General features: G+C 72.2%; 8 protein-coding genes. 4 read left to right on the top strand and 4 right to left on the bottom strand.

All coding sequences use genetic code 11. The features are described from left to right. Positions 1 to 191: 191 nt before the first annotated feature. Positions 192 to 1,970, top strand: coding sequence for an HEXXH motif domain-containing protein (locus tag ACZ7M2_RS18930; RefSeq protein ID WP_471596525.1), 1,779 nt, complete (start codon positions 192 to 194; stop codon positions 1,968 to 1,970). Between the two features lie 57 nt (positions 1,971 to 2,027). On the opposite strand, the gene fxsT is transcribed toward ACZ7M2_RS18930, so the two are convergent. The 4 genes from fxsT to ACZ7M2_RS18910 all read right to left on the bottom strand — a co-directional run bounded on the left by fxsT (position 2,028) and on the right by ACZ7M2_RS18910 (position 9,287). Next, positions 2,028 to 5,879 carry an FxSxx-COOH system tetratricopeptide repeat protein gene (gene fxsT / locus ACZ7M2_RS18925; protein ID WP_471596214.1) on the bottom strand — a complete coding sequence of 1,284 codons (3,852 nt, stop codon included), beginning with the start codon at positions 5,877 to 5,879 and terminating at the stop codon, positions 2,028 to 2,030. Next, a complete protein-coding gene (locus ACZ7M2_RS18920) occupies positions 5,876 to 6,826 on the bottom strand; it encodes an AAA family ATPase (protein ID WP_471596213.1) in 951 nt (316 codons plus the stop codon). Before ACZ7M2_RS18920 ends, fxsT begins: the two co-directional genes overlap by 4 nt. A gap of 92 nt (positions 6,827 to 6,918) precedes the next feature. After that, a complete protein-coding gene (locus ACZ7M2_RS18915) occupies positions 6,919 to 8,430 on the bottom strand; it encodes a VMAP-C domain-containing protein (RefSeq protein WP_471596212.1) in 1,512 nt (503 codons plus the stop codon). Then, entirely contained in the window at positions 8,427 to 9,287 is an 861-nt protein-coding gene (locus ACZ7M2_RS18910) for a TIR domain-containing protein (RefSeq protein WP_471596211.1), read from the bottom strand. The genes ACZ7M2_RS18915 and ACZ7M2_RS18910 overlap by 4 nt, the downstream gene beginning before the upstream one ends. Before the next feature lie 224 nt (positions 9,288 to 9,511). Between ACZ7M2_RS18910 and ACZ7M2_RS18905 the strand changes: the two genes are divergently transcribed. The 3 genes from ACZ7M2_RS18905 to ACZ7M2_RS18895 all read left to right on the top strand — a co-directional run bounded on the left by ACZ7M2_RS18905 (position 9,512) and on the right by ACZ7M2_RS18895 (position 13,570). Further along, positions 9,512 to 10,273 carry a DeoR/GlpR family DNA-binding transcription regulator gene (locus ACZ7M2_RS18905; protein ID WP_352044275.1) on the top strand — a complete coding sequence of 254 codons (762 nt, stop codon included), beginning with the start codon at positions 9,512 to 9,514 and terminating at the stop codon, positions 10,271 to 10,273. Continuing rightward, a complete protein-coding gene (gene pfkB, locus ACZ7M2_RS18900; protein WP_471596210.1) occupies positions 10,270 to 11,223 on the top strand; it encodes a 1-phosphofructokinase in 954 nt (317 codons plus the stop codon). The genes ACZ7M2_RS18905 and pfkB overlap by 4 nt, the downstream gene beginning before the upstream one ends. A gap of 223 nt (positions 11,224 to 11,446) precedes the next feature. Beyond that, the gene (locus ACZ7M2_RS18895; protein ID WP_471596209.1) at positions 11,447 to 13,570 is read left to right on the top strand and encodes a PTS fructose transporter subunit IIABC; all 2,124 of its coding nucleotides are present in this window, start codon (positions 11,447 to 11,449) and stop codon (positions 13,568 to 13,570) included. Positions 13,571 to 13,624 lie beyond the last annotated feature (54 nt).

Genomic DNA, 13,624 nt, shown 5'->3' with positions numbered 1-13,624 from the left:
TGTCGGCACTGTCGCTCGAGGAGGTCGCGGCCCTTGATGACGCGGTTCTACGGCCGTCGATCGAGCGCCTGAGGCTTCGGGTCGGTCGCCCTCTCTCCACCATCGCGGGCAGCGACGGCAGTTAGGGCCCCGTCGCGATCTGCCAAGGAGTGCCCCAGTCACGGCCCTGTGAACAAGGAATCGTCGTGCCGATGCGCCGTCACCACCTTTCCGAACCCGTCCTGGACGCGCTGAACTCCGTCACAGAGGACGAGGAAGCCGTCGGTTTCCTGCTCGACGCGGAATCGAGCCGACGCCTGTTGCTGTTGCGTGCGATCCGCGACGCGGCAGCGGACGCCGACGACGTACGTCGGGCCTGGCCGCTGCTCGAAGCCGCCGAGCGGGCGGACCCGGCGGTCTTCCGGACGGTGCTCCTCGACCCACAGGTCGGTGTGTGGGCGGCGAGCCTGCTGCGCAGACTGTCCCGCCCGGATCCGGCGGCGACCGCGGATGAGCCTCCGCTGCGCGTGGAACTGGGGTTCCTCGGGCAGTTGGCGGCGGCCGTGTTCATCGCCGCCGGCGTCGACTTCCGCGCGCGCGTGCCGGTGCGGGACGGCCGGGTGTTCCTGCCGGGCCTCGGCCGGGCGACCGTCGGTGGCGAGCCCTGGGGCACCGCCGAGGTGTGGGGGCAGGATGGCACGATCCGGGTCGCCGCGGGCGACGTCACCGTGACGTTGCCGGACGATACGGAGAACGACGTCCCGGGGTGGGAGGGGCAGCGGCGGCTGCGCGCGGAGCACGCGGGTATGCGCCTGACCCTTACCCTCGACGACCTGGGACCCTACGCACCGGTGCCTGCGCTGGCGGTGCCGGGACGGCTTTCCTCCGCGCAGTTCGCTTCTTGGCAGAACTGGTTCGCCCGCATGTGGCCGGTACTGGTGAACGATCACGTGGTCAGCGCCCGGGCCCTGACCACGGGGTTGCGCTCCGTCGTTCCGCTGCCGCGGGGCGAGCGCCTGCGTGCGCGGGCGGCTTCGTCGAGCGACGCGTTCGGGTGCCTGTTGCTCTCCGAGCCCGACGAGGACGAGGATGCCCTCCCGGCGCAGCTGGGCGTCGCCGTCGTTCATGAGTTCCGGCACACCCTGCTCAACGGCCTCATCTTCCTCATGCCCCTGTTCGAGGACTGTGACGAGCTGTTCTACGCCCCCTGGCGAGACGATCCGCGCCCTCTCGGCGGGCTTGTGCATGGGGCTTATGCCTTCTCCGGGGTCGCGCACTACTGGCGCACACGAGGTGCGGCGGGGCTCGCGGGCTTCGAGTACGCGCTGTGGCGCAGCGCCGTGCATGGGGTGCTCGGGACCCTGCGCGAGCACCCCACGCTCACCCCACTGGGGCACGCGCTGGTCGACAGCCTGGACGAACAGACCACCGGCTGGCACGCGGAGCCGGTGGGAGTACGCGAACAGCGCCTCGCGCACCTCGCGACGGTCCACCACCGTGCGACCTGGCGCGCACACCATCTTCAGGTGCCCACGGCGCATGCGGAGGAGCTGGCGGAGGCCTGGTCCGCGCGCCGGCAGCGCGGGCGCGTCGTCACGCGGCATCCCGAGCCCGCGCTGCGGGCCGACCCGCAGGCCTGCCGACTGGACACGCTCGCGTTGCTGGCGCGCCTCAGCCTTGTCGCTCCCGGGGAGTTCGACGCCCTGCGTGTGGCGGAGGACCCGGCGAGGAAGGTGCCGGGTGTCGTCCCCGCCGATCTGGCGCTGGTGGACGGCGACGCCACGACGGCGGTCAAGCTGTACGGCGAGGAGCTCAGCGGTCCGGGCGCCAGGCCCGCCGCCTGGGCCGGTCTGGGCCTGGCGCTGACCGAGTGCGGCGAGCGAGCCGCCGGGAACGCCCTGACCGAACACCCCGAACTGGCTCTGGCCATCGGCCATGTGCTGCCCACCCCGCCGGATCCGGTGCTCCTGGCCCACTGGCTCGCGGAGTAGCGACGTCCGCACCGGCCGGGCCGATGGCCGTGCTCGACGATCGCGGCGCGGGGTCCGTCACAGCGGCATCGGGTCGATGTCGCAGTCCGCTCGGTGGTCCCGGTCGAAGGCCTGGGCGACCGCCGGGTGGCCGCTGCCCAGGGTGCGCAGGAGGCGGTTGTGGGTGTCGCCGTGCAGTGCCTCCGCCTCCTCGACGCGTCCCACGGCCCGCAGGTCCATCGCGAGGTTCGCGGCACAGGCCAGGGTGGAGGGGTGATCGGCGTCGAAGACCTCCCGCGACCTGCCCACCGTTTCGGTGTCGAGGTCCAGTGCGCCGGCCGGGTCGCCGAGTGCGTAGCGGTCGCTCGCGAGATTGGTGCGGCACACCAGCGTCGAGGGGTGCGTCGCGCCCAGCATCTCCGTGAGCTGTTCCAGCGCCACGGCGTCTACGTAGTGTGCGGCCGCCGCGTCGCCCAGCAGCCGGTAGGTGATCGCGAGATTCACGGCGGCGGACAGGGCATGCGGATGGTGCCTGCCGTAGGTGTCCTCGTAGCGACGGCAGATCTCGGTGCCCAGGCGCAGCGCCTCGTCCAGGCTTCCCCGGTGCCGCAGGTGGATGGTCAACTCGAGCGTGGCGGCCATGGATTCGGGGTTGTGATCGCCGTAGCGGCGCACGAGCTCGGAGTGGATGTGTTCCGCCTTCGCTCCCGCCTCCTCGTGTTCGCCGGCCTTGCGCAGGGCGACGGCGAGGAGGCGGACACAGGACAGGGTGAACGGATTGCTGTCGCCGAGCAGTGTGGTGGCCTGCTCCGTGATCTCGCGGTGGTAGGTCAACGCGGTGTCGTAGTCGCCGAGTTCACGCAGGTCGACGATCATCCCCAGCCAGGTGCGCAAGGAGTCGACGTGGTCCTGGCCGAAGGTCTGAATGCGGTTGTGCCGAGTCTGTTTGTCCAGTTCGTAGGCGCGCCCGAACTGGCCCACCAGGCGCAGGCTCACGCCCAGGTTGTGCGCGGCCCGCAGGGTCTCCGGATCGTCCGGACCGATGAGTTGCACGTACTGCTGGTGCACGGAGTCGGAGAGTTGGAGGGCCTCGGCGAACGCGCCGCGCACGCGGTGGTCTATGGCGACGTTGCCGAGCGCGTCGAACGTGTCCTGGTGGTGGGGGCCCAGCGACCTGAGACAGGCCTCCAACGTCGTCGCGTTGAGCTCGGCGGCTTCCTTGTAACGGCCCATGTTGAACTGGAGGAATCCGAGCCAGCGGGCGATCTGCAAGGTCTGGGTGTGTTCCTCGCCCAGTCGGCGGGACCAGTTCTCGTACGCGGAACGGGCGAGTTCCAGGCAGGACTCGTAGTCGCCCCAGCGAAGGAGGTACTTGACCTCGTTCACCACCAGCCTGCGCACCCAGGTCTCGTCGGACTGCACCGCGCCGGAGACCACCACGTGGGGGTAGAGCGCGCCGTACCGGTCCCAGCGCAGCGCGTTGCCGGGGTCGTTGGGGTCGCTCGCCACCAGCAGCATGTGCGCCCCGTGCCGCATGGTGGACCGGTCCGCCTCGGTCATCCGGAACTGCAGCGCCGCCTGCACCAGCCGGTGCATCTGGAGGGAGTTGGTGCGGTGGTCGAAGCGGGCCAGGGAGTAGCGGCCGATGTCGCGGATGGCCTGGCCGAGCCGGATCGGATCCTCCAGGGCGGCGTCCAGCTCGGGGGTGATGGGACTGGGCGGCATCCGCATGAACATGGTCCGCGCGACGGGTTCGGGCGCATAGAAGGAGCACACCTGAAGCAGCTGGTACGCGGCCGGGCTCTTGGCCTCCAGCCGGTCCAGGGAGATGTTCCAGGCCGCTATCACCGGATGCTGGTTGCCGAGCGGCGCGGTGCCGCGCAGCAGGTCCACGCGCTTCTCGTCGAGCAGCCGCAGGTACTCGTCCACGGGCATGCCCGTCTCCGCGTGCCAGGCGGCGGCCTGCTCGATGGCGAGCGGCAGGTCGCCGAGTGCCTCCGCGAGCCGGTCGGCCTCGGCGTCGCTGATCTCCGGGCCGCGTACGCGCAGCAGCTGTTTGCTCTCCTCCCGCATGAAGACGTCGACCTCCAGCGGCCGGGCGACGGAGGCCCATTGGGGATTGCGCGAGGTGATGAGGATGTTGCCCGGTCCTCCGGCGGGGAAGAACTGCCGTACGGATTCCGGGCTTTCGGCGTTGTCGAAGACCAGGATCCAGTTGGCGTGGGGCACGCCGATGCGCAGCGCCTCCAGGACCGAGGCGACGGTCGAGGAGACGTCGGACCCGGTCGGCAGGCCCAGGCGCGGTGCCAGCTCCACCAGGGACAGGGAGATCTGCGCGCTGCGCTCCGCGGAGATCCACCAGACCACGTCGTACTCCGCCATACGACGGTAGAGGTACTCGACGGCCAGCAGGCTCTTGCCGACGCCGCCCATGCCGTGCAGCGTGTGGGGCAGCACGGCGGTCGCCTTCTCCCGCAGCAGCCGCTGGTGCAGCGTGTCGAGGAGTTCCTCGCGGCCCGTGAAGTTCGGATTCCTGGGCGGGATGTTTCCCCAGATCGTGGGCGCGCTCCTGGTACGTCCGTTGCCCACCGTGCTCGCCGGGGCCTGCTGCGGCATCACCGGCCTCCTCTTCCCCTGATCGGTCCGACGGTCGGCGTCGCCCGGGGGCCGGACGACGGCATCGCTGGGTGCTGTGGGTGCTGTGGATGTTTCGGGTGTGGTGGCGGTGCCGTGGTGCTGTGCGTGCTGCGGGCGGGTCCGATCGGCCGGGGCGGCCGCGAGGGCCTCGTCGACCTCCCTCGCCGGCTTCAGGAACGGCCCGGACAGGGCGTGGAGCACAGCGCTCTCCGCCATGAGCCACGGCCCGGACTCCGCGTCGACCGGCGGGAGTCGGTGCACGGCGGCCCCGCGCAGCAACCGGGGCAGTCGCCACAAGTGTTCCCCGCCGGATCCCCGGCGATCCCCGATCAACTCGACTACCCGCACCACATCGGTACGCCGTCCGGTGGCCAGCAGCTCCTCGCGGATCCCGGGGGCGAACGCGAAGCTGGCGTGCCCCCGGTCGGCCGGTCGGACCAGGCCGTGCACCAGCAGGTGCGCGACATCGGCGAGGGAGGTGCCGGACAGGAGCGCGCCCCGCACCTCCTCGATCAGCCCGGCGTCGAGGGGTATCGCGGAGAGCATGGTGGCGAGCGTGAACACGCTCCGGGGCACGGACGACTGGAAACGCGCCACCCGGGCCGCCGGGGTGGGGTCGGGCTCCGCCGCCGCGGCGGCGGGTACGCGCGCGCGGGGGAACATCACCGTCATCGGCAGCCACGGCGGCGGGCCCCCGCCCAGCAGGCCGGACCAGGCCTCCAGCCAGCGGGGGGCGAGTTCGAGCACGGGTACGGCCACGTCGGGACGGTGGGCCGGCGGCAGGCCTTGTTGATCGGGGCCCAGGCCGCGGGGCCGCCACCGCAGCCGGTGGTTGGCCGCGCCCGGGGTGGGCGAGCGCAGCAGCACCTGCCAGCCGCGCAGCCCCGTCGTGTGCCATACCGGGTGCGGCAGCAGGTGGATCAGCGCGAGCGGTCCGGACTGGCCCCAGCGGCGCAGCAGCGGTTCCACCTCGTGGGTGTGCCAGCGGGGGCCCGCGCCGTCGGTGAGGAGCAGGGTCAGCCGGGTGCCCGCACGGTGACGCGGCAGGGTCGCGGGGTCGGCGCTGTGCCCGGACGGCAGCCCGTGCGTGGTGATCCGGCCGAAGGCCCCGCATCGATGCAGCGCCGTGGCGAACTCGTGGACCGTCCGCTGCCAGATCCCCATCGTCGGCCCCGCGTCGGCCACCACCGCCACGTCCCGGACAGCGGTGGTGCCGAGCGCGGTGCCGATGTGCCGCAGGGCCTGCGGAAGCCCCGGCGGGAGCGCCGCGGGAAACGGGCCGGGTTCCGTCATGGCTCCTCCGGCGCGGTCCACTGCCAGAGGGTGTCGACGGCCTCCTGCCAGTTGCCGTCCTCCGCCACGGCCTGGAGGACACCGTCGGCGGCCAGGCGGAGTGCGTCCAGGAACCGTTCCAGCACCGGTCCCTCGGCGGCGGTGGCCCGTTCGACGAAGGCGTCCACGGCGTCCGGCGCCGGGCCGGGACGGCCGTGCTCCGCGGGGAACCGGTTCGCGGCGATGGCGCGCAGCAGGTCAGGGCCGGGCCGCTGGGTCCGCAGGGTCACACAGCGGCGTACGAGATCCGATGGCAGATCCCGCTCACCCGTGGTGGTGATGACCACCACGGGGAAGGCCCGGCAACGCACCGTTCCGTCCGGCAGGGAGAATCCTCCGGCCGTCAGTACCGTGCACAGGTCCTCGGGCAGACTGATCTCGGCCCGGTCCAGCCGGTCGATCAGCAGCACACGGGGCCTGCGGTACGGCAGGAAGGCGGTCCCCAGGGGCCCGAGCCGGATGCCACCGTCGTGCCCGCCCGCGTCATGACCCTCGTGCGGGCCCTCGTGCGGGCCGTTGTACGGGCCGTCGTACACGCCGTCGTACAGGCCCTCCCGAAGTGTGCTCAGGGAAGTGATCTGCCAGCGCAGGACCGGGCCGAGGCCGAGCTCCCCGCTGATGCGGTAGGCGAGGGACGACTTGCCGGTGCCGGGCTCGCCCGTGACGAGCAGGGGGCGGCGCAGGTGCAGCGCCACGTTCACCCGGGCCACCTCGTCCGGCGGAGCGGGCAGTGGCTGCCTGATGGTGCCCAGCACCGCGGGGGCGCACGGGTCGTCGACGGGCGGCGGGGGCAGCTCGGGGCCGCCACCGAAGCTGCGCCAGGCCGGTGCCTGAGGCCACTCCTCCGCTGTCGCACCGGGCAGCCCCGTGCCTCGGTACAGTCCCCACGACTGGCTGTTCGGCGGCATGAACGGCGTCCCTCCGTACGACGACTGGGGTGGCGATGCCCGGACCGGTGGCGCCGGTCCGCACTGCTGGTCCGTGGTCGCGCGGGCCGTGGTCACGGTGGCTCGGGGCGCACAGGTTTGCGGTCGGGGTCGTCCCACAGGACCGCGAGGTGGCGGCCGATGTGCGCGGCGTCCTCGTCGTCGGCGGCGTCGATCGCCGCACGGCGGCGGTAGGCGGCCACCTTGGCCGGGAACCGCGACAGGCCCTCGGTGAGGAGCCCGTCGAGGACACCCCGGAACTCCTGGGTGGAACGGCCCGCGCGGTGCCAGATCACCACGGGCAGCCCGCTGCGCAGGGCCGCGTGCAGCTCCCGGCGGCCGTTGCCGTGTTCGGGCAGCGGCGGCTCGCTCAGCACCAGGGCCACGCAGTGCTCGTTGTCCCCGAGGCGGGCCTCCAGGCCGCGCAGATGGTTGCCGTTGTGGTGCGCGACGTTGACGTACACCGACTTCGACGGGTGTTCGTCGCGCGCCAGCTGCTGCCAGCGGGTACGCCAGAACCGGTACCAGTCCCGGTTCTGCAGTCGGTCCAGGCTGCGCACGACCACCGGGTAGTCCACCGCGAGCGGCACGTTCGGTACTTCGGTGGTGTCCCGGGGCCACCAGTCGACGGGCAGGTTGAGCAGTTCGAAGGGGAGTACGAACTCCAGCCACACATGGGCCAGCCGGTCGCCGCCGCCCCCTTCGACCGCTTTGATGACGCGGGTCACGGCGTGCTGCAGCCCGTCGGTCGGCACCCGCTGCATCGGGTCGCCGTGCTGCCAGTTCGGGCCGCCGGCGTCGGACATGAGGGAGTGCGAGACCGTGTAGCGCCCGTTCTCCAGCGGGTCCGGAGCGATGTGGATCGCCAGGTACTCCTGGCCCGGCCTGACCGCCGGCGGGGGCGCCGGAGTCCGGGCGCGGTCGAGGTCGAGCAGCTCGGCCAGGCCGCAGCTCAGGGCCCACTGCCGGTTGCGTGCGAGCAGCTCGACCGCGACGGGGTGGCCCATCGCGTCGGCAGCGCGGTCGAGGTAGACCATCCACGGTGGCAGCCCGCCCCGTGGAGCTCCCTGCCCGGCCATGTGCAGGAAGTCGTGCCAGCAGGTGTCGGCGTGCGGCGGCGGTGCGGAGACCCTGGCCTCGGTGGCCGTCCGGACGAGGGCCCTCCGCATGGCGTACGACATGGCCGGCGTGCCCAGGGTGGCACCGAGGAAATCCCAGGAGCCGGTGACCTCCGGCAGGCCGTCGAGCGAGTCCACGGCCGTCCATTCGTCGGCGAGCCGTTGTACGACGGGTCCCTGCGGGCAGCCCGGATCCAGCATCTGCAGTTTCCGCGCGAGCGCCGACAGCCCGTCCTGATTGCGGGTGCAGAAGCGGAACAGTTCCAGCAGCTGCAGCGGCACGGTGGACTGCTCCCGCAGGTCGGCCCGGTGCCCCAGCGCCTCGCCCACCAGATCGGTCAGCAGGGCGCGCGCGTAGCGGTCGTGGAGCGCGGGGACCGCGAGCAGTGCGTCGAGGGCCTCCTCGCCGATCCGCTCCCGTATCCGTAACGCCGGGTTGTGGCGGCCCGCGCCGCCCTGTCCCGTCAACGTCGGCCCGCCGGGTCGGGGAAGCGCGGAGGTGCGGCGTGCCTGGTGGGGGCGGTGCGGGTGACGCCGACGGCGTCGAGGAGCCGGGTGCGGGCCGCGTCCTCGCCGAGGCCCGTGAGGTCGGTGCACGCGACCGTGGACAGCGGCCATGGCGGCCGGCACGGCTCCACCATGACCGGCACCAGCAACTCGGCCATGCCCTCGGGGCTCCGGCGGTGCACGGCCTGCCAGGCCTGCTGGACGGCTTCGGAGCCGGCGTAGGCCGGGGACAGGAGGGCGAGGACGCGCTCGCACTGTTGCGGACCTCTCTGTTCCAGACCGCTCAGCGGTGTGCCGAGGAGGTCGAGGCGTACGCCGACGCCCGCGTTCTCCAGGTGCCAGGCGATCCAGGAGGCCCATGCGAGGTCGGTGACGGCGCAGGAGAGGAACAGGTGAACCAGGTGAACAGGGAGGTCGGTGTGCGAGGCGGCATGCGGTGGTGCGGCCCGTACGTCGTTCTCCCGTACGACGTGCTCTCGTACGACGTTCTCCCTTACGACGTGCTCCCTTACGAGCTCACCGACGGCGTCGGCCGTCCGGCTACGGCCCTCCAGCAGTGACACCGCGTCGGCCAACGCGGACAGTCCGTGGTTCGCCGCGATCTCCTCGCGGACGCAGAACCGCACCAGTTCGAGCAGCTGCAGCTGCGTGGTCGCCTGTTCCCGCAGGGCCACCGGCCGCCCCAGCCGGTCGCCGATCAGCTCGGCCAGCATCGCGCGGGCGCCCCGGTCGCCCAGGACCGGGGAATCGCACAGCGCCTGGACCACGGCCTGCTGCCAGTCATGGTCCGGGTGGGCGCGGAGACCGTCCCTGTCCACAACACCCCCCGAGAAGTTGTGTCCCACAGTCCAGGATACGGACGCGATGACACGGCGTCAGGACTTCTGCGAGGCCGAAACGAGCAGGGCGGAGGGCTCACCTCGATGCCCGTTTGTGTCCACCTGGCACCCGAACCTGTTTACTTTCCGGAAATCCGGGCGTAGCCTCCGAGCGAAACCACAAGTTCGGGCATCGGCCGGACATCAATCGGAGGCGAACGGACATGTACGCACCGGAGCGGCAGCAGGAGATCCTCCGGCTTGCCCGTGACGGCGGTCGGGTGGACGTGCTCTCGCTGGCCGAGGAGTTCCAGGTCACCGCGGAGACCATCCGTCGCGATCTGAAGACCCTCGACCGCGCGGGACTCCTGCGGCGGGTGCACGGCGGTGCCATACCGGCCGGGCGGCTGGACTTCGAGCCCGACCTCGCCGAGCGCGAGTCCACCGCGGCCGACGAGAAGGACCGCATCGCACAGGCCGCCGTCGCCGAACTGCCGGACCAGGGCACGATGATCCTCGACGCGGGCAGCACGGTCGCCCGGCTCGCCGGGGACCTTCCGCTGGAGGCGACGCTCACCGTCGTCACGCACAGCCTGCCGATCGCGGCCCGCCTCGCGGACCACCCCGGCATTCAGCTCCACCTGGTCGGAGGGCGCGTCCGGCACCGTACGCGCGCCGCCGTGGACGCCTGGGCGCTGCGCGCGTACGCCGAGATCCGCGCCGACGTCCTGTTCGTCGCGGCCAACGGCTTCTCCGCCGAGCACGGACTGACCACCCCCGACCTCGCCGAGGCCGCCGTGAAGCGCGCGGCCGTCCGCGCCGCTCGCCGCGTGGTGCTGCTCGCCGACTCCTCCAAGCACGGCCAGGAGCACTTCGCCCGCTTCGGCGACCTGAGCGACGTGGACCTGCTGATCACCGACAGCGGGCTGAGCCCCGAAGACGCCACCGACATCGAGCGCGGTGGCACGGAAGTAGTGCGCGCATGATCCTCACCGTCACCCCCAACCCCTCCCTCGACCGTACGTACGAGGTCCCGTCGCTCGACCGCGGCGAGGTCATCCGGGCCACCGGCGAACGCATGGACCCGGGCGGCAAGGGCGTGAACGTCTCGCGCGCGGTCGCGGCGGCGGGGCAGCGCACGATCGCTGTACTGCCGCTGGGCGGTGCGCCCGGCGCACTCGTCGCCGAGCTGCTCCACGCGCAGGGCATCGAGGTCGCGCCGGTCCCGGTCACCGGAGCCACCCGCTCGAACATCTCCGTCGCCGAACCGGACGGCACGCTCACGAAGATCAACGCCCCCGGCCCCGAACTCACCGCCGCCGAGGCGGAGCTGCTCCTGGAGACGGTGCGTCAGCAGTATCGTTCCGGCGACACCGACTGGATCACCTGCTGCGGCAGCCTGCCGCGCGGACTCGGTCCTTCCTGGTACGCCGACCTCGTCGCCCGCGCCCACGCGGCCGGCGCCCGGATCGCGCTGGACACCTCCGGCCCCGCGCTGCTCGCGGCGCTGCGCGAGCGGCCCGACGTGGTGAAGCCCAACGCCGAGGAGCTCGCCGAAGCCGTCGGGCGCCCCCTTGTCACCGTCGGTGACGCGGTCAAGGCCGCCGAGGAACTGCGTGAGATGGGCGCCGACGCCGTGCTCGCGAGCCTCGGCGCGGACGGGCAGCTGCTCGTGGACGGCGCGGGCGCCTGGTTCGGCAGCGCACGGGTCGATGCCGTACGCAGCAACGTGGGCGCCGGTGACTCCTCCCTCGCCGGATTCCTGATCGCCGGTGGCCGCGGCCCGGAGGCCCTCGCCTCCGCCGTCGCCCATGGCGCCGCGGCCGTACAGCTGCCCGGCAGTGTGATGCCGGGCCCGGCCGACCTCGACCCCTCCGCCGTGACCGTCACGTCGGAGGTCCCCGCGGACCGCGTACTCACGGAGCCCGCGTCATGACGAACCCAGCTGCTTCGACGAACCCACCTGTTCCGACGAACCAAGCTGTTCCGACGGCCGGTACCACCGCGGTCGCACCCCCTGAGCAGGCCCTGATGAGGCGGGGTTTCCCCGGCCCCGCCTCCGCCACACCCGCAGACCCCGCCCTCCCTGAGTGCGGCACCCCCGTCCCCACCCCCGCCCACCACTTCCCCCGGGCGATACGCGTGCGAAGGAGCCCGCGATGAGCGAGATGATCACCGCGGACCTGGTCGATCTCGACCTGTCCGCCGAGACCAAAGAGGCGGCGGCACGCGCCCTCGCCGAGCGCATGGTGACCCTGGGGCGGGTGACCGACCTCGACGGCTTCCTCGCCGACGTGGCCGCCCGCGAGGCCCAGATGCCCACCGGCCTCGACGGCGGGATCGGCATCCCGCACTGCCGGAGCGCTCACGTCACCGAGCCGACGCTCGGCTTCGGGCGCAGCGCGGCCGGGATCGACTTCGGCGCGCCGGACGGCCCCGCCGACCTGATCTTCCTGATCGCCGCCCCGGCGGGCGCCGACGACGCGCATCTGACGATCCTGTCGTCGCTGGCCCGTCAGCTCATGAACGCCGAGTTCACGTCCGCGCTGCGGGCCGTGGACGACGCGGCGGCCGCGGCCGCGCTCATCCGCGGGGACGAGTCCCCGGCGGCCGCGGCCTCGACCGCGCCCGAGGGCACCGAGTCCACCGACGGCTCCAAGAACTCCGTGGCGGTGTCGGCGGCGGCCTCCGCCGACACCGCCACGGGCACCACGACCGACACGACCGACACGACCGACACGACGACCGACACCACCGCGGACACCGGAGCCTCCGGTGAGCGTCCGTTCCGGATCGTCGCCGTCACCTCCTGCCCCACCGGCATCGCGCACACCTACATGGCGGCCGAGTCACTGGAGAACGCGGGCCGCGAGGCGGGCGTCGAGGTCGTCGTCGAGACACAGGGCTCGGCCGGCTTCACCCGGCTCGACCCGGCGGTCATCGCGGCCGCGGACGGTGTGATCTTCGCGCACGACGTGCCCGTACGGGACAAGGACCGGTTCGCCGGCAAGCCCACCGTCGACGTCGGCGTGAAGGCGGGCATCAACAAGCCGACCGAGCTGATCACCGAGGTGCGTGGCAAGGCCGCGCGCGGCGAGGTCAGCGCGGGATCCGCGCCGGGTACGCCGGTCGAGCGCTCCGGCGACTCCACCGAGGGATACGGCACCAAGCTCCGCAAGTGGCTGATGTCTGGCGTCAGTTACATGGTCCCGTTCGTCGCCGCGGGCGGTCTGCTGATCGCCCTCGGATTCGCGATCGGCGGCTACACGGTCAACAAGGCGCCGTCGGTCATGGACCACTTCGTGTGGACCCAGGCGGACAGCTGGGGCGCCCTGCTCTTCCAGATCGGCGGCGTCGCGTTCGGCTTCCTCGTCCCGGTCCTGGCCGGCTACATCGCCTACGGCATGGCGGACCGGCCGGGTCTCGTGCCCGGCTTCGTCGGCGGCGCGATCTCCCTCACCATCAACGCGGGCTTCCTCGGCGGTCTGGCCGCCGGTCTCATCGCCGGTGGTGTGGTGATCGGGATCCAGAAGGTGAAGATCCCGGCGGCGTTGCGCGGCATCATGCCGGTGGTGGTGATCCCGCTGATCTCCGCGGCGATCGTCGGATTCCTGATGTTCGTGGTCATCGGCAAGCCCATCGCCTCCGCGCAGAAGGGCATGACCGACTGGCTCAACGGCCTCACCGGCACCAACGCCGTCCTGCTCGGCGCGCTGCTCGGCCTGATGATGTGCTTCGACCTCGGTGGCCCGGTCAACAAGGTCGCGTACACGTTCGCCACCGCCGGTATCGCCGTCGCGAGCCCCAGTGACTCGGCGATGAAGATCATGGCGGCCGTGATGGCGGCGGGCATGGTTCCGCCGCTGGCCATGGCGCTCGCCACGACCGTGCGCGGCAAGCTCTTCACCCAGACCGAGCGGGAGAACGGCAAGGCGGCCTGGGTCCTGGGCGCCTCCTTCATCTCAGAGGGCGCGATCCCGTTCGCGGCGGCCGACCCGCTGCGCGTGATCCCCTCCGCCATGGTGGGCGGCGCGGTCACCGGCTCCCTGTCGATGGCCTTCGGCGCCACGCTGCGGGCCCCGCACGGCGGCATCTTCGTGGTCCCGCTGATCGGCAACCCGTTCCTCTACCTGATCGCCATCGCGGCCGGTGTCTGTGTCACCACCGCCCTGGTGGTCGTCCTGAAGGGCATGCGCAAGCAGGCCCCCGAGGGGACCGGCGCGGGGGTCGCCGACACCGCGACAGCGGCGAAGGTCGACTCCAAGGAGCCGGTCGCGGCCTGAACGGCCAACTACTCGCCCTTTTAGGGCATCTGCGAGATACGTCACGGTCCGGGG

This window comes from Streptomyces sp. NPDC111507 (assembly GCF_055638955.1).
The sequence above is the reverse complement of the archived record's forward strand: the minus strand, read 5'-3'. Positions and strand labels throughout refer to the sequence as shown.

Coding starts and splice junctions, on each gene's coding strand:
- ACZ7M2_RS18930 (WP_471596525.1), top strand. CDS start 192: ATGCGCCGTCACCACCTTTCCGAACCCGTCCTGGACGCGCTGAACTCC.
- fxsT (WP_471596214.1), bottom strand. CDS start 5,879: ATGACGGAACCCGGCCCGTTTCCCGCGGCGCTCCCGCCGGGGCTTCCG.
- ACZ7M2_RS18920 (WP_471596213.1), bottom strand. CDS start 6,826: ATGCCGCCGAACAGCCAGTCGTGGGGACTGTACCGAGGCACGGGGCTG.
- ACZ7M2_RS18905 (WP_352044275.1), top strand. CDS start 9,512: ATGTACGCACCGGAGCGGCAGCAGGAGATCCTCCGGCTTGCCCGTGAC.
- pfkB (WP_471596210.1), top strand. CDS start 10,270: ATGATCCTCACCGTCACCCCCAACCCCTCCCTCGACCGTACGTACGAG.
- ACZ7M2_RS18895 (WP_471596209.1), top strand. CDS start 11,447: ATGAGCGAGATGATCACCGCGGACCTGGTCGATCTCGACCTGTCCGCC.